Annotated in this window: 16 protein-coding genes; 10 read left to right on the top strand and 6 right to left on the bottom strand. The window is 74.5% G+C overall.

Annotation, left to right across the window (positions count from 1 at the left end; translation table 11 throughout):
• Positions 1-82: 82 nt before the first annotated feature.
• Genes BM223_RS17635 through BM223_RS17595 form a run of 9 tightly spaced genes read left to right on the top strand, consistent with a single transcriptional unit; the run spans position 83 to position 7,528 of the window.
• Positions 83-706, top strand: a complete 624-nt coding sequence (locus tag BM223_RS17635) for a M15 family metallopeptidase (RefSeq protein ID WP_038685655.1) — start codon at positions 83-85, stop codon at positions 704-706.
• Entirely contained in the window at positions 703-1,860 is a 1,158-nt protein-coding gene (alr, locus tag BM223_RS17630; RefSeq protein ID WP_038682842.1) for an alanine racemase, read from the top strand. Before BM223_RS17635 ends, alr begins: the two co-directional genes overlap by 4 nt.
• Positions 1,857-2,813 carry a D-alanine--D-alanine ligase family protein gene (locus tag BM223_RS17625; protein WP_038682840.1) on the top strand — a complete coding sequence of 319 codons (957 nt, stop codon included), beginning with the start codon at positions 1,857-1,859 and terminating at the stop codon, positions 2,811-2,813. Before alr ends, BM223_RS17625 begins: the two co-directional genes overlap by 4 nt.
• Positions 2,810-3,766 carry an acyltransferase family protein gene (locus tag BM223_RS17620; protein WP_038682838.1) on the top strand — a complete coding sequence of 319 codons (957 nt, stop codon included), beginning with the start codon at positions 2,810-2,812 and terminating at the stop codon, positions 3,764-3,766. The genes BM223_RS17625 and BM223_RS17620 overlap by 4 nt, the downstream gene beginning before the upstream one ends.
• On the top strand, positions 3,763-5,049 hold the full coding sequence (locus BM223_RS17615; RefSeq protein ID WP_038682836.1) for a sensor histidine kinase: 1,287 nt from the start codon (positions 3,763-3,765) through the stop codon (positions 5,047-5,049). Before BM223_RS17620 ends, BM223_RS17615 begins: the two co-directional genes overlap by 4 nt.
• A gap of 24 nt (positions 5,050-5,073) precedes the next feature.
• Positions 5,074-5,742, top strand: coding sequence for a response regulator (locus tag BM223_RS17610; RefSeq protein ID WP_038682834.1), 669 nt, complete (start codon positions 5,074-5,076; stop codon positions 5,740-5,742).
• A 2-nt stretch (positions 5,743-5,744) separates the two neighbouring features.
• On the top strand, positions 5,745-6,641 hold the full coding sequence (locus BM223_RS17605; protein ID WP_038682832.1) for an alpha/beta fold hydrolase: 897 nt from the start codon (positions 5,745-5,747) through the stop codon (positions 6,639-6,641).
• A gap of 9 nt (positions 6,642-6,650) precedes the next feature.
• Complete coding sequence (locus tag BM223_RS17600; RefSeq protein WP_038682830.1) at positions 6,651-7,304, top strand: GrpB family protein; 654 nt, start codon at positions 6,651-6,653, stop codon at positions 7,302-7,304.
• Complete coding sequence (locus BM223_RS17595; RefSeq protein ID WP_038682827.1) at positions 7,301-7,528, top strand: DUF4287 domain-containing protein; 228 nt, start codon at positions 7,301-7,303, stop codon at positions 7,526-7,528. The genes BM223_RS17600 and BM223_RS17595 overlap by 4 nt, the downstream gene beginning before the upstream one ends.
• Before the next feature lie 12 nt (positions 7,529-7,540).
• On the opposite strand, the gene BM223_RS17590 is transcribed toward BM223_RS17595, so the two are convergent.
• Positions 7,541-8,056, bottom strand: a complete 516-nt coding sequence (locus BM223_RS17590) for a hypothetical protein (RefSeq protein WP_141267436.1) — start codon at positions 8,054-8,056, stop codon at positions 7,541-7,543.
• Between the two features lie 46 nt (positions 8,057-8,102).
• A complete protein-coding gene (locus tag BM223_RS17585) occupies positions 8,103-8,672 on the bottom strand; it encodes a TetR/AcrR family transcriptional regulator (RefSeq protein WP_052139173.1) in 570 nt (189 codons plus the stop codon).
• 115 nt (positions 8,673-8,787) lie between these two features.
• Here BM223_RS17585 and BM223_RS17580 point away from each other — a divergent pair, with 115 nt between their 5' ends.
• Positions 8,788-10,446: a 3-ketosteroid-delta-1-dehydrogenase gene (locus BM223_RS17580; RefSeq protein ID WP_038682825.1), complete on the top strand. Its 1,659-nt coding sequence runs from the start codon at positions 8,788-8,790 to the stop codon at positions 10,444-10,446.
• Between the two features lie 112 nt (positions 10,447-10,558).
• Here the strand turns inward: BM223_RS17580 and BM223_RS17575 are convergent, their stop codons facing one another.
• The 4 genes from BM223_RS17575 to BM223_RS17560 all read right to left on the bottom strand — a co-directional run bounded on the left by BM223_RS17575 (position 10,559) and on the right by BM223_RS17560 (position 14,664).
• Positions 10,559-10,930, bottom strand: a complete 372-nt coding sequence (locus tag BM223_RS17575) for a steroid Delta-isomerase (protein ID WP_038682822.1) — start codon at positions 10,928-10,930, stop codon at positions 10,559-10,561.
• Positions 10,927-12,474 carry an FAD-binding protein gene (locus BM223_RS17570; protein WP_038682818.1) on the bottom strand — a complete coding sequence of 516 codons (1,548 nt, stop codon included), beginning with the start codon at positions 12,472-12,474 and terminating at the stop codon, positions 10,927-10,929. Before BM223_RS17570 ends, BM223_RS17575 begins: the two co-directional genes overlap by 4 nt.
• Positions 12,475-12,597: 123 nt before the next feature.
• A complete protein-coding gene (locus tag BM223_RS17565) occupies positions 12,598-13,416 on the bottom strand; it encodes an IclR family transcriptional regulator (protein ID WP_200887034.1) in 819 nt (272 codons plus the stop codon).
• A gap of 258 nt (positions 13,417-13,674) precedes the next feature.
• Complete coding sequence (locus BM223_RS17560) at positions 13,675-14,664, bottom strand: MarR family winged helix-turn-helix transcriptional regulator (RefSeq protein WP_038685648.1); 990 nt, start codon at positions 14,662-14,664, stop codon at positions 13,675-13,677.
• Between the last annotated feature and the right edge of the window lie 201 nt (positions 14,665-14,865).

Genomic DNA, 14,865 nt, shown 5'->3' with positions numbered 1-14,865 from the left:
TGACCTGTGCGGCACCTGAGGACCGTCCCGCGGCACCTCAGGCGGAGGTGGTGACCCCTCCCCGCTTCCTAGCGTGGACGGCATGACGATCCTCCTGTCCGATCCCCGTGTGTGCGCGGTCCCCGTGGCCGAGAGCGGGGAGCCGCTGGTCCGGCTCCCGCGCGAGCTGTCCCCGGCGGGCGCGCTGGTGCGCGCCGGCCTCGCCGAGCGGCTGATCGCGGCGGACCGGCAGCTGCCGGCCGGCGTCCGGCTGCGGGTGGTGGAGGGCTTCCGGCCCGTCGAGCAGCAGCGCGCGATCATCGCCCGGTACGACGGCGAGCTGCGCGCGCTGCACCCCGGGATCGACGCCGCGGAGCTGGCCCGGCTGAGCAGCCGGTTCGTAGCGCCGGTCGAGGTCGCGCCGCACGTGGCCGGGGCCGCGGTGGACCTGACCCTGGTCGACGTCCTCGGCGACGAGCTCGACCTCGGTACGCCGATCGACGCGACCCCCGAGCAGAGCGACGGCCGCTGCTGGTTCGCCGCGGCCGGGATCGGGCCCGACGCGCGGGCGCACCGGGACCTGCTCGCCGCGGTGCTGGGGGACCAGGGTCTGGTCAACTACCCGACGGAGTGGTGGCACTGGAGCCACGGCGACCGCTACTGGGCGCTGACGACCGGTGCTCCGCACGCGCTCTACGGGCCGCTGTCCGCGGCGGTGGCGGCATGAGCGGCGTCGCCGTGCAGCCCCGGACGAGCGGACCGGCCGTGGTGGCCGGACCGCAGCTGAGCGTCGACCTCACCGCGGTCGCCCGCAACACCGCCCTCCTCGCGGCGCGCACGCACGGCGAGCTGATGGCCGTGGTGAAGGCCGACGGCTTCGGCCACGGCGCCCTCGACGTCGCCCGGACGGCGCTCGCGCACGGCGCCACCCGGCTCGGCGTGACGAGCCTGGCCGAGGCGTGGCCGCTGCGCGAGGCAGGCCTGGTCGCGCCGGTGCTGAGCTGGCTCAACCCGGTGGATGCCGACTTCGCAGCCGCGACGGCGCAGGACGTCGAGGTCGCGGTCCCGAGCGCGGCCCACCTGGGCGCGGTCGTCGCCGCGCCCGGGCGAACCCGGATCCACCTCCACGTCGACGCCGGCATGGCCCGCGACGGCGCCGAGCCCGCGGCCTGGCCCGAGCTGTGCCGGGTCGCGCGGCGGGCCGAGCTGTGCGGCGCGGTCGAGGTGGTCGGCGTGATGGGCCACCTGGGCTGCGCCGACGACCCGGCCGATGCCTGCAACTCCTTGGGCCGCAACCGCTTCGCGTGGGCCGTCGAGGTCGCCCGCGGCGCCGGCCTCCGCCCGCGCCAGCGCCACCTCGCCGCCACCGCGGCGACCCTCACCGACCCGCGGACCCACCACACGATGAGCCGGATCGGTGCCGGCCTGGTCGGCATCGACCCGTCCCGGACGACGTCCCTGGCCCCCGCGATGACGCTCACCGCCCCCCTCGTCCAAATACGACGGGTGCGCGGCGGGACGAGCGTCGGCTACGGCCACGCGCACCGCACCGGCGGGTCGACGTACCTGGGGCTGGTGCCGCTGGGCTACGCCGACGGCCTGCCCCGGGTCGCGTCGGACCGCGCCGAGGTGCTGGTCCGCGGCACCCGGCGTCCCGTCGTCGGCCGGATCTCGATGGACCAGCTCGTCGTCGACCTCGGCAGCTGCGGCGCGGAGGCGGGGGAGCCGGTGACCGTGTTCGGTCCCGGCACGGCCGGCGAGCCGACCGTCGCCGAGTGGGCCGGATGGGCCGGCACCATCGAGCACGAGATCGTCACCGGGCTGGGCGCGCGGGTGGCCCGCCGCACGGTCGCGGTGCCGCACCTGAGGAGCCTGGCATGAGGACCGACCTGAAAACCCGCACCCGGGTCGCCGTCATCGGCGGGGGGCAGAACTGCGAGCACGACGTCTCCCTCGCCTCCGCGGCGTCGGTCGCGGCGGCGCTCGACCCCGAGCACTACGAGGTGGTCCCGCTGACCATCGGCCGCGACGGCACCTGGCACGACCGCGGGCAGCGCCCGATCGGGCTCAGCGGCGCGGCGCAGGTGCTGCGCGGCTGCGACGTCGTCTTCCCCGTCGTGCACGGACCCCGCGGCGAGGACGGCGCCCTGGCCGCGCTGTGCGAGCTGGCCGGACTCCCCTATGTCGGCTCCGGCATCCGCCCCGGCGCGCTCGCCATGGACAAGTGGGCGACCAAGCTCGTCGCCCAGGCCGTCGGCCTCGCCACCGCGCCCGGACGGCTCGTCACCCGCGCCACCGCCGCGCACCTCGCGTGGTCGCACCCCGTCGTGGTCAAGCCCGTCGCCGCCGGCTCGAGCCAGGGCGTCACGCTCGTCGACCGCCCCGCGGCGCTGCGGCCCGCGCTCGACGCGGCGTTCGCGCTCGACGACCGGGTCCTGGTCGAGGACGTCGTCACCGGCCGCGAGATCGACGTCGCCGTGCTGCGCCGTCCCGACGGCAGCCTGCTCGTCCCGCCCGCGCTGGAGATCGTCGTCGACGGCCTCTTCGACTACGACGCCAAGTACGGCGGCCACGCCGACTTCCGGATCCCCGCCGCCGTCGAGGAGGCGGACGCCAAGGCGCTCGAGGACGCCGCCGTCACGGCGTACGAGGCGCTGGGCTGCGCCGGCGTGGCCCGGATCGACTTCTTCCTCACCGACGCAGGCCCCGTCCTCAACGAGGTCAACACGGTGCCGGGGATGACGGAGCACTCGCAGGCGCCGCGGATGTTCGCGGCGGCCGGCCTGCCCTACCCGGACCTTCTCGACGAGCTCGTCCGCGGCGCGCACCGGTGAGGATCGACGGGCTCGACCTGCTCCGCGGGATCGCGGTCGGGCTGGTGATCCTGCGCCACGCGGTGCCCGACATCGCGCCGGGCGCGGGCGTCGTGGGCGTGGTGATGTTCTTCGCGCTGTCGGGCTACCTGATCACCGGGGTGCTGGAGAAGGGCCCGCGGCTGCGGGACTTCTACGCCCGCCGGGCGATCCGGCTGGTGCCGCCGCTGGTGGTGCTGGTCGCCGGCGTGGTGGTCGTAACGCTCCTCCTCGACCCCCTCGGCGACCGCGACGAGCTCGGCTGGACCGTGCTCTGGGCACTGACCTGGACGGGCAACCTCCCGTTCGGCCACGCCAGCGACGCCACCTTCCACCTGTGGACGCTCGCCACCGAGGAGCAGTTCTACCTGCTCTGGCCGGCCACCCTCCTGCTCCTGGGCCGGCGCCGGGCGCTTCTCGTCGCGGGCGCGGCGACCGTGCTGGCCTGCCTCGCCACGACCGCCTGGCTCGCCGAGGACCCCGATCTCGCCTACTCCCTGCCCACCAGCTGGGCGCTCTGCTTCGTCGTCGGCGCCGCCGTCCGGCTGCACGGCGACCGGCTCGCCGTCCCGGCCTGGGCGGCGCCCGCGGCCCTCGCCGTCCTGGCGGTGCTGAGTGTGGTTCCCTTGCGGGGACATGCCCTCACGTACCTGGCAGGAGGTCCGGCCATCGCCGCGCTCACCGGTGTCCTGATCCTCGCCTGGCGGCAGTGGACCACCGTGACCGGGCCGCTGCGCGTCCTGGTCGCGCTGGGCACCGTGTCCTACGCGGCCTACCTCTGGAACTACCCGCTCGCCCAGTGGCTGCCCGCGCTCCCCGCGGCACTGCTGACGCTGGTGGCGGCCGCCCTGTCGTGGCGGTACGTCGAGCAGCCGGTCCAGCGCTGGGCGGACCGGCGGCGGGCGGTGTCCGCGGCGGCGGAGGTCCCGGCATGAACCGCGTGACCCGGTGGCTGCCGGACGCTGCCGGCGGCGCGGCCACGTTCGTGATCGGTATGGCCGAGGTCAACCGCTACACCTACGACAACGCGTGGCTCGCGGTCGCCGTCACCGCGGGCGTCGCCCTGGCGGTGGGCCTGGCCCGCGCCCAGCCGGCCCTCGCGCTGGCCGTGGCGTGGATGACGGCGCTGTTCCAGCTGGTCACCGGCACCCGGCCGATGCTGACCGAGGTGCTGCTCGCCGTGGTCGCCTTCGGGTGTGCCCGCTGGGGGCGGATGCCCACGGTCTGGCTGAGCGGGCTGTCGGTCCCGGTCGCCGCCGTCGTGGCCGTGCTGTGGCTCAGCCCCTACGAGTTCTACCAAGCGCTGCAGATCATCGGCATCGACGGGATCGCGGCCGACGCCTACCGCACCGGCCGCTTCGACTGGCGGGTCATCGGCTCCGTCGTCGGCATCGCGCTGCTCGCCACCCCCTGGCTGCTGGGCCTCGCGCTCCGCTTCGCCGCCCGCTCCGAGGACTCCCGCCGCTCCCAGGTCGCCGCCGAGGCGCAGCGCGACCAGGCCGAGGAGATCGCCCAGCTCCGTGAGGAGCAGGCCCAGCTCGCGCGCGACGTCCACGACGTGGTGGGGCACTCGCTCGCGGTGATCCTCGCCCAGGCCGAGTCGGCGCAGTACCTCGAGGACGCCGACACCCGGGGCCTCAAGATCACCATGGCCAACATCGCCACCTCCGCGCGCTCCTCCCTCGACGACGTCCGCCAGGTGCTGTCGTCGACTGCGAGCAACGGCCGGGGGCAGGCCGCACCGGTCACCCGGAACGCTGACCTCGACAGCCTCATCGAAGGGGTCCGGGCCAGTGGGCACGAGGTGGTCACCACCGAGGTGGGGACGCCGCAGCCGCTGCCGCCCGAGCTGGGGGTGGTCGCCTTCCGGGTGCTGCAGGAGATGCTGACCAACGCCATCAAGCACGGCCGGCGCGACCGGCCGGTGCTGGTCGAGCGGCACTGGGAGGGCGACCTGCGGATCGAGGTGCGGAACGCGATCCCCGAGGAGACGCCCCCTCTCGCCGAGACCCAGCCGATCGCCGTCCCGCCTCCTCCGCCGCCGCCACCGTCCGCGCTGCCGACCGTCGCCGCCCCCACCGCCACCGCAGGCGGTGGCCAGGGCCTCGACGGGATGCGGCGCCGGCTCGAGGCGGTCGGCGGCCACCTCGACGTACGACGCCGGACCGACCCGCCGACGTTCACCGCCACGGCGTGGGTCCCGATGCGCTCCCGCTGACGCCCCGCCCGCCATGATGGGGCGGTGAGCGAACCGATCCGCGTGCTGCTCGTCGACGACCAGGAGCTCTTCCGCGAGGGCGTCCGGGTGATCGTCAACGCCCAGGAGGGGATGACGATCGTCGGTACCGCGGCCGACGGCGTCGAGGCGGTCCGGCTCGTCGACGAGCTGGTGCCCGACGTGGTCCTGATGGACATCCGGATGCCCGAGATGGACGGCGTCGAGGCGACCCGCCAGATCTTCCTCCCCGACCGTGCGGCCCGCCGGGAGCGCCCGGTCCGCGTGGTCGTGCTCACCACCTTCAACCTCGACGACCGCGCTGCCGCCGCGATCCGGTACGGCGCCAGCGGGTTCCTGCTCAAGGGGACCACCCCGGTGATGCTGCGCGACGCGATCCGCACGGTCCACGCGGGCAACGCCGTGCTCGCGCCGGCCGACCTGTCGACGCTGCTCGACAGCCAGTTCCAGGCCGCGGTGACCCCGCCGTCGTCGTACCTCTCGCTGACCGACAAGGAGCGCGAGGTCTTCGCCGCCGTCGCGAAGGGCCTGTCGAACCAGGAGATCGCGGGCCAGGTCTTCCTCAGCGAGTCGACGGTGAAGACCCACGTCGGTGCGATCCTGCGCAAGCTCGGGCTGCGCGACCGCGTCCAAATAGTCGTTTTCGCTCACGAGCACGGGCTGGTAGGAATCTGAGCGTGCCGCACGCCCAGGTCTCCTCCGACGTCTCGATCGCCTACGACACCTTCGGCGACCCCGCCGATCCGCCGGTCCTGCTGGTGATGGGCTTCGGCGCCCAGCTGATCGCCTGGCACGAGGACCTCTGCCGGCTGCTGGCCGCGCGCGGTCGCCACGTCATCCGCTACGACAACCGCGACTGCGGCCTGTCGACACGCTTCGACGACCGGCCCGTCGACCTCGGTGCCTTCATCGCCGCCGTCAGCACGGGCGACCTCGCCGCGGCCCAGGCCATGGCGCCGTACTCGCTGCGGGACATGGCCGCCGACGGCCTCGGCCTGCTCACCGCGCTCGGCATCGAGCGCGCGCACGTCGTCGGTGCGTCGATGGGCGGGATGATCGCGCAGACCATGGCGATCGAGTGGCCCGAGCGGGTGCTCACGCTGACGTCGATGATGTCGTCGACCGGAGAGCCCGAGGTGGGCCAGTCGACACCGGAGGCGCAGGCCGCGCTGTTCGCCCTGCGGCCGGCCGACCGCGAGGGCTACGTCGCCTCCGCCGATCGCGAGCTCGTCTGGGCCTCGCGCCGGTACGGCGACGCGGCGGCGCTCCGTGACCTGGCCGGAGCCGCGTGGGACCGCGCCTACTACCCGGCCGGCGTCCCCCGCCAGCTCGCGGCGATGGTCCTCGCGGGGTCGCGGGCCGACGCGCTCGCCACCCTCGCCGTCCCCACCCTGGTGGTGCACGGGACCGACGACACGCTCATCGACCCGAGCGGGGGACGGCGCACGGCCGCGCTGGTGCCGGGGGCCGAGCTGCTGCTCGTCCCGGACATGGGCCACGACCGGCCGCCGGAGCTGTGGCCGGCGCTGGTCGACGCGATCGCGCGGCACACCGCCCCGCGCCCGGCTGCCTAGGCTGACGCGGTGCCCAGCCGCCACGCCATCGTCACCTTCCACGACCCGCCGGTGCCGCCGGGCGCCTCGCCGTGGGTGCCGGGGTCCGGGCCGAGCCCGGACGTCCGGGTCGTCGAGCCCGACCCCGCCTGGCCCGACCAGTTCGCCGACCTCGCCGCGACCGTCGCCCGCGTGCTCGGCTGGCGAGCACTGGTGATCGAGCACGTCGGCTCGACCGCGGTGCCGGGGCTGCCGGCGAAGCCGGTGATCGACATCGACCTCGTGGTGGCCGACCCTGGCGACGAGAGGTCGTACGTGCCGGCGCTCGAGGACGCCGGCTTCGAGCTGCGGGTGCGTGAGCCGTGGTGGTTCGAGCACCGCCTGCTGCGCCCCCGGGCGGACGCCGGCCTGCCGGCCTGCCACCTCCACGTGTTTGGCCCGGACAGCCCCGAGGTCGTCCGGCACCGGCTGTTCCGCGACTGGCTGCGCGGCAACCCCGACGAGTGCGCCCGCTACGCGGAGGCCAAGCGGGCCGCGGCCGATGCCGCGACTGCCGCCGGCGAGCACGCGATGCAGTACAACGCCCGCAAGGAGCGGGTGGTCCGCGAGATCTACGCCCGGATGTTCGCCGCCACCGGGTTGACCGATGAGTCCGCGGGCGACGACGGGTCGGTAGGGGCATGAGCGACACCGCCAAGGCAGTCACCGGCCCCGCGTCGTACTTCCCCTCGATCGAGAAGAAGTACGGCCGACCCATCGCCGCGTGGCAGGAGGTCCTGCGCAGCCACCCCGGCTACGCGAGCGCCAAGCACGGCGAGCTCGTCGCCTTCCTCAAGACCGAGCACGCGCTGGGGCACGGGCACGCCAACGCTCTCGTCGCGCACACCCTGCGCGAGGACCGCGGCTGACGCTGGCGGGCGCTACGTCGTCCGCACCGTCCCGCGCCAGCGCCCACCCAGCCCGGCGCCGACGAGCAGCGCGCCCACCAGCGGGAACAGGTACGACGGCACGGCGAACCAGAAGAACGTCGAGGGCAGGTCCCGGGACAGCTTGAAGAAGCCCGTCAGGTCGACGAGGTACCAGACGAACGGCAGCCCTCCCCAGACGAGACCGGCGAGGACCGGGCCGAGCCCGGAGAGCCGGGCGCTGGCCGCGACGGCCAGGAGGATCAGGGCGCCGAGGGCCATCACGACGAGGTTGCCCGTGATCGCGGCGTCACCGAAGTTGCGGGCGCGCTCCTGGAGGTACTTGCCCGACCCGTAGTCGAACACCAGGATGCCGACAGGTGTGACGACCAGCCCGATGACGGCGCCCGCGAGGTGGCGCAGCACCATCGAGCTCCGGGCGGGTGACCGGGGGACGGGCGCCGACCCGGGCGTCGGCGCGGGCGTGGGAGCGTACGGCGGCGGCGGGGGGAACGCCTCAGGAGCGGTCATGGACGCGATCCTGCCCGCCTCGCTGCGGGCTCAACCCCCCGCCAGGTCAGGCGTCGTCGTCGGCCAGCAGGAGCCGGCGTCCGGCCCGGACGATGCCCGCGCGCAGCGCGTCGTCGTCGATGTCGGCGCAGCTGGGGTCCTGCGCGGGCCCGAGCAGGCCGGAGAGGAAGAGGGAGACCTGGAGCCGGGTGCCCGGGGTGGGATCCGGGCCGGTGAGGAGCAGGCGCAGCCGGGTGAAGAGCTCGTCGTGGTCGGGGTTGTTGCGGACGTACTCCTCGACGGCGGCGTCCTGGAGGAGCACGGCCCAGCGCTGGCGGTGGGTGACGGCCTGGTCGGCGAGGCCGATGATGGCGGCCTCGGTCGCGGCCCGCGGGTCCTCGTGGGCGCCGGCGGTGCGGACGATGCCCTGGATCGCCTCGAGCGCGGGCGCCAGGACGGCGACGACGACCTCCTCCTTGGTGGGGAAGTGGTGGTAGACGGCGGCCTTGGTGATCCCGGTGGCGTCCGCGATCTGCTGCAGCGAGGTGCCGGAGACGCCGTGCGTGGCGAAGAGCCGGGTCGCGGCGGCGAGGATGCCGCTGCGGCCCGGGCGGATGCGTTCGGCGGTGCTGCTCATGACCGCATCATCGCCCATGGTCGGTCGCCCGCGGATCCTGGGCTTTCCCTGTCATGCGGTCTAGAATAACTAGCCGAACGGCTAGTTAGGCCGCGACCTGCGAAAGGACCCCGTCATGTCCGACACCACCGTGGACCTGCTCGTCATCGGCTCGGGCACCGGGCTCGCCGCTGCCCTCAGCGCGCGCGAGCAGGGGCTCGACGTCCTCGTCGTCGAGAAGACCGAGTACGTCGGAGGCTCGACCGCCCGCTCGGGCGGCGCCTTCTGGATCCCGGCCAACCCGGCGCTCACCGAGGCCGGCTCGCGCGACACGCTCGAGCGCGGCGAGACCTACCTCGAGGCGGTGGTGGGTGACGACGCCCCGAAGGCCCGCTGGCAGGCGTTCCTGCGGCACGGCCCCGAGACCATCCGGATGCTGCGGCGGACGACGTCGCTCCAGCTGATGTGGGCGCGCGGCTACTCCGACTACCACCCGGAGCTGCCGGGCGGCGACGCCGCGGGGCGCAGCATCGAGAGCAAGCCGTTCGACGCGTCGGTGCTGGGCGAGTCCCGGGCGCTGCTGCGGCCGGGCGTCGTCGAGGCACCGGTCCCGATGCCGGTCACCGGTGCGGACTACAAGTGGATGAACCTGGTCGCGCGCAAGCCCGGCAAGGGCCTGCCGCGCGTCCTGCGCCGCGCCGCTCAGGGCATCGGCGGCATGGTGATCGGCCGCGACTACCTGGCCGGCGGGCAGGCGCTCGCGGCCGGGCTGTTCGACGGCGCGCTGCGCGCCGGCATCCCGATCTGGCGCGAGACCACGCTGGTCGAGCTGGTCACCGAGGGCGACCGGGTGGTCGGCGCGGTGCTCGAGCGCGACGGCGGCCGGGTCACCGTGACCGCGCGCCGGGGCGTCGTCCTCGCGGCCGGCGGGTTCGACCACGACATGGACATGCGGCACCGCTACCAGGCCGAGTTCCTCGACAACTGGAGCCTGGGCAACGAGGGCAACACCGGCGACGCGATCAAGCTCGCCGCCGAGGTGGGCGCCGAGCTGACGCTGATGGACCAGACCTGGTGGTTCCCCGCCGTCGCCCCGCTGCCCGGCGGGACGCCGCAGGTGCTGCTGGCCGAGCGCTCGCTGCCCGGCTCGATCATGGTCGACGGCCACGGCCGCCGGTTCATCAACGAGTCGACCGACTACATGACCTTCGGGCAGACCGTGCTCGGCCGCGACCGGGCCGGCGACCCGGTCGGCTCGATGTGGCTGGTCTTCGACCAGTCGTACCGCAACAGCTACGTGCTCGCCGGCTCGCTCTTCCCGCGGATGGCCCTCCCCCAGGAGTGGTACGACGCGGGGATCGCGCACCGCGCCGGCACCGCCGCCGAGCTGGCCCGCGCCGCCGGCCTGCCCGAGGACGCGTTCACCGCGACCCTGCGCCGGTTCAACACGATGGCGGCCGCCGGCATCGACGACGACTTCCACCGGGGCAACAGCGCCTACGACCGCTACTACGGCGACCCGACCGTGACGCCGAACCCGAACCTGCGCCCCCTCGACCGCGGCGACCTGTACGCCGTCAAGGTGGTGCTGAGCGACCTCGGCACCTGCGGCGGCCTCAGCGCCGACGAGCTCGGCCGTCCGCTGCGCGCCGACGGCAGCCCGATCGAGGGGCTCTACGCGATCGGCAACACCGCGGGCAACGTCTTCGGGCGCAGCTACCCGGGGGCCGGCGCGACCATCGGCCAGGGTCTGGTCTTCGGCCACATCGTCGCCACCCACGCGGCCACCGCCTGACGGCCCCCGCCGCTGTAACACGCTGTCCACGGCGCGACACGCCGTGCGACACGCCGAGAGCGCGTCGACAACCGCCGGGAAGCGCGGTGGACAGCGTGTTACAGCGGGACCGTCAGGCCGGCGTGACGACCATGTCCCCGGGCGCCCAGAACGCCCGCATGGACGTGATCTGGCCGTCCGCGTCGAACGTCATCACGTCGATCGGCTCGACGACGTACTGCTGGTCGCCGGCGTCGGTGGTGACCCGGAACGAGAACGCGGCGTGGCCCGCGACGGCGCGGACGGCGAGCAGCTCGGTGCTGACCTTCGCGCCGGCGAGGGCGCCGTAGAACTCTTCGATCGCCGCGCGGCCGCGGACGAGGTCGGCGCCGACGGGGTCCTCGAGCGTGGCGTCGGGGGCGTAGAGCGCGGCGATCGCGGCCGGCGAGCCGCCGGCGACAGCATCGAGGTAGCGCGCCACGGCGGCCTTCACCTCGGCGCTCATCGCGCGTCCTCGGTGCCCATGTGCCGCACGGCGAGGTGGCTGAAGAGCATGCTTGTCCCGATCGGGTTGCCACCGCCCGGGTAGGTGGTGCCGCTCGGCGCCGCCATCGTATTGCCGGCTGCGTAGAGGCCCCCGATCGGCGTGCCGTCCGCGGTCAGCACGCGCGCGGACGTGTCGGTGCGCAGCCCGCCCTTGGTGCCGAGGTCGGAGATGCCGAAGGCGGCCGCGTGGAACGGCCCCTCGTCGATGCTCACCAGCGGCGGCTCGCCGCCGGAGAAGAACCGGTCGTAGGCCTCGCCGCCGCGGCCGAAGTCCGCGTCGTACCCGTCGGCGACGAGCTCGTTGAAGCGCGCGACCGTGGCGACCAGCGCGTCGGCGGGGACGCCGATCAGCGCGGCCAGCTCGGGCAGCGTGTCGGCGGTGTGCCACAGGCCCGCGGCGACGTACTGCTCCTCGTCGACCATCGAGACGTTGGTGGCGCGCACCGGGGGGATCGAGCCCTCCTTGTGGTCGTAGACCATCCAGTACCGCGGGGTGACGCCGCCCTCGGTGAGGTGGTCGATGACGGCGCGGCCGAGCCGGTCGTACGGCGCCGACTCGTTGACGAAGCGCCGGCCGGCGCCGTCGACGAAGATGCCGCCGGTGAACCAGAGCGCGAACGCCGATCGTCCGTCGGGGTGGGTCAGCCCGGGGGACCACCAGGCCTCGCCCATCAGGTCGGTGTCGGCGCCGACCGCGATCGCGGCCTGGTGCGCGGCGCCGACGTTGGTCGGCGGGCCCATCGTGTCGCGCGCGACGCCGGGGACGCCGTACTTCTGGCGGAGCTCGTCATTGGCCTCGAAGCCGCCCGCGGCCAGGAGGACGCCGCGGCGGGCCCGGATCGCGCGGCGGACGCCGTCGGTCTCGACGATCGCGCCGACCACGACGCCGTCCTCGACGACGAGCTCGGCCAGTGCGGTCTCGCGCACGAGCGTGGCGTGGGGGTAGGTCGCGAGCGCGGTCAGGAAGCGGGCGACGAGCGCCCGTCCGCCGATGAACAGGTCGTCGGGCTGCGGCGTGCCGAGCCGGTCGTTGTCGAGCGGCCCGCGGACCACCTCGCGCAGCTCGGGTGCGGAGGGCACCGGCAGCGGCGTCGGGATGATGTGCCGCTGGCCGTCGCGACGGGCCTTGGGGGCGTCGCCGAAGTAGTCCGGCCACGGGTAGGACTCGAAGGAGAAGTGGTCGTCCTCCTCGAGGTAGGCGACCAGGCCGGCGCCGCCGCGGACGTAGGTCTCCTGCAGGTCCGCGGGGGTGCGGTCGCCGACGACCGCTCGGTAGTACTCGAGAGCGTCCTCGATCGTGTCGTCGGTGCCCGCCCGCAGCAGCACCGGGTTCGCGGGGAACCAGGCCCCACCGCCGCCGGAGTAGGCGGTCGTCCCGCCGAACTTGTCCCCGGCCTCGACCAGGCACACGCTGAGCCCCTCGCGGGCCGCGGTGTAGGTCCCGGCCATGCCGCCGGCGCCGGAGCCCGCCACCAGTACGTCGTACTCCTCTGCCCAGTCCATCGTGATCCTCTCGCCGGGTTGACCGACGCCGACCTCCGGCGTCGTGGCGGCGACGCTAGGCAGCGGCCCCGGGTGCCCCGGTGGGTTCTCCCGTCCTGCGGGAGTCTCCGGGCGGGGGCGGGATCAGCGCAGCCAGGATCGTCCGTGCAGGCGGCGCTGGGGGAACAGGACGCCGGCGATCCGGTGGGCCTGGTTGAGCAGCAGGGGTGCGAGCCGGGCGGGCGGCAGCTCGCCGGGCAGGGCCAGCGAGATCGCGGCGACGGCTCCGTGCGGGCCGAGGACGGGTGCGGCGATCGAGGCGATGCCGGTGGTCGGGTCGGCCGGGGCGTGCACGACGCCGCGGCGCTGGCGGGCGGCGGCGAGGTCGCGGTGGAGCAGGGCGAGCCGGGGCGCGGGCAGCCGCGGGCCGAGGACGTCGTCGACGTACTCGGGGGAGCGGCAGGCGAGCAGCGCGCGGCCGCTGACGGTGTCGGAGGCGAGCAGCCGGGCGCCGACCCGCGAGGGGACGGCGCGAGCCGCGGAGCCGCCGATCTTGTCGAGGTAGTGGACCCGGTCGCCCTCGAGCACCGAGAGGTGGGCGACCGCGCCGGTGAGGGCGTGCAGCTCGTTGAGGTACGGCGACGCGGCGACCCGCACCTCCTGGTGCTCGCCGGGCCGGCCGGTGAGCGTGGGCGCGTGCGGCCCGAGCCGGTAGCCGCGGGTGTCGTGCTCGACCCACCCCTCGTCGATGAGCTGGCCGAGGATCCGGAAGGCGGTCGACCGGGGCAGGCCGGTCAGCGCCATCACGTCCTCGAGCATGAGGCGGTCGGGGGACTCGCTGAAGGCGTTGAGGATCCGGGTCACCCGGCCCACGACGCCCAGGGGCGTGCGGCGGTCGTCGGGGTCCAGGGCGGGTGCGCCGGAGCCGGCGGGCGTGGTCGTGGGCAGTGCGGTGACGGTCATGCGGGTGCTCCTCGGGAGTGCGGCCTCCCGTCGAGTGTGAGCACTGACACAGGGCAAATCAAGTGGATCGAACGCACATATTTTTCGGTGAGGTTTCCGCCGTGAATCGGCACTCCCGGTCACCGGGACTGCGGTCACCTCCGAAACTGTGCCTCTGACCTGCGGAAACACAGAATGCGATGGGTCACCAATCTACTTGCCGAACGGCTAGTTTTACTGGACCGTTTGCACATAATGTTCTCTGAACTTACCGGCGAGTCACAGCTCGGAGATGAGCCCGCGGGCCTCGAGAGCCCGCACGTAGCGCTCCACGAGCACCGTCCAGCGGTCCCGGTCGGCCGGGTCGACCGGACCGAGCGCGGCGGCTAGGTCGGCGCGCTGGGCGGCCGCGAGCCGGCGTACCTGGGCGACGCCGCGGCGCGAGCAGCGGACCAGCGTGGTGCGCCGGTCGAAGGTGTCCGCGGCCCGCTCGACCAGGCCGAGCTCCTGCAGCCGGGTGACCCGCTTGCTCGCCTGGGTGTGGTCGACCCAGGTCCGCTCGGCGAGGTCGGAGACGGCCAGCGGTCCGTGCCGCCCGATGACGACGAGCGTCAGGTAGGTCTGCGGGCTCAGGTCGGTGGCGTGGTCGCGCAGCAGCTGCTCGAACCAGCGCGCCTGCGGCAGCCACGCGAACAGCCGGACCGCCGTCTCGCCGAGCGCGAGCCGCGCCTCCGAGCGGTGGCCGCCGTCGGCGGCGACGAGCCGGCGCCACAGCTCGGGTGCCGCGGAGTCGGGTCGGTCGGTCAGCCAGGCACTGAGCCGGTCGTGCACGAGGCGCAGCCAGGCGGCCAGTGCGGCGACCTCGTCGTCGGTCCAGTCGGCGGTCGCGGTCAGCGACGCCCCGGCCCAGCTGGTCAGCGACCGGTTCATCACCGGCTGGGCGCCGGGCGCGACCTGGAGCAGCGTGCGTCGTCCGTCGGCCGGGTCGGGCACCCGGGCGACGTACCCCAGCTCCTCGAGCCGGCGGGCCTGGCGGCTGGTCCGGGACAGGTCGGTGACCAGGGCGGCGGCCACCGTGCTGGTCGGGACCGGCGGGCGGCCGTTGAGGTACTCCAGCAGGCGGAGGTCGGCGGCCGGCAGCGAGACGCCGCCCATCTCCTCGAAGATCCGCGAGTGCTCGCGGCTCTCGGCGATGCGGGCGAAGACGTTGAGCAGCGCCAGCGTCGTGGCCTCGAGCGGGGGCGTCGCCTCGCTCGGCTCGGTCGTCACCACGGGCTCCCTCCGGTCGGCGTCGTCAGGCTCGCGCCCGATTCTCCCGCGCCGCCTCCCGCTGCCGGACAGCGGGAGAGGAGCGAGCCGGTCGGCGACCGGTCGGCCCGCAATTCCCGCCTGGTGGGAGAACGCCCGCGCCGGTCCGGACGGGTTGCGACCGTGGGGCTCCGACTGCCCGAGCAGTCCTGGAGGAGGAGA

Origin of the sequence: Pimelobacter simplex (assembly GCF_900114845.1) — a bacterium.
Lineage (GTDB): Bacteria > Actinomycetota > Actinomycetes > Propionibacteriales > Nocardioidaceae > Nocardioides > Nocardioides simplex.
Note: the sequence above shows the minus strand (reverse complement) of the source record. Positions and strands in the feature narration are given on the sequence as shown.

Excerpts from the sequence above, each read along its gene's own strand:
- BM223_RS17635 (WP_038685655.1), top strand. The coding sequence starts at position 83 with ATGACGATCCTCCTGTCCGATCCCCGTGTGTGCGCGGTCCCCGTGGCC.
- alr (WP_038682842.1), top strand. The coding sequence starts at position 703 with ATGAGCGGCGTCGCCGTGCAGCCCCGGACGAGCGGACCGGCCGTGGTG.
- BM223_RS17625 (WP_038682840.1), top strand. The coding sequence starts at position 1,857 with ATGAGGACCGACCTGAAAACCCGCACCCGGGTCGCCGTCATCGGCGGG.
- BM223_RS17615 (WP_038682836.1), top strand. The coding sequence starts at position 3,763 with ATGAACCGCGTGACCCGGTGGCTGCCGGACGCTGCCGGCGGCGCGGCC.
- BM223_RS17595 (WP_038682827.1), top strand. The coding sequence starts at position 7,301 with ATGAGCGACACCGCCAAGGCAGTCACCGGCCCCGCGTCGTACTTCCCC.
- BM223_RS17590 (WP_141267436.1), bottom strand. The coding sequence starts at position 8,056 with ATGACCGCTCCTGAGGCGTTCCCCCCGCCGCCGCCGTACGCTCCCACG.
- BM223_RS17585 (WP_052139173.1), bottom strand. The coding sequence starts at position 8,672 with ATGAGCAGCACCGCCGAACGCATCCGCCCGGGCCGCAGCGGCATCCTC.
- BM223_RS17580 (WP_038682825.1), top strand. The coding sequence starts at position 8,788 with ATGTCCGACACCACCGTGGACCTGCTCGTCATCGGCTCGGGCACCGGG.
- BM223_RS17575 (WP_038682822.1), bottom strand. The coding sequence starts at position 10,930 with ATGAGCGCCGAGGTGAAGGCCGCCGTGGCGCGCTACCTCGATGCTGTC.
- BM223_RS17570 (WP_038682818.1), bottom strand. The coding sequence starts at position 12,474 with ATGGACTGGGCAGAGGAGTACGACGTACTGGTGGCGGGCTCCGGCGCC.
- BM223_RS17565 (WP_200887034.1), bottom strand. The coding sequence starts at position 13,416 with ATGACCGTCACCGCACTGCCCACGACCACGCCCGCCGGCTCCGGCGCA.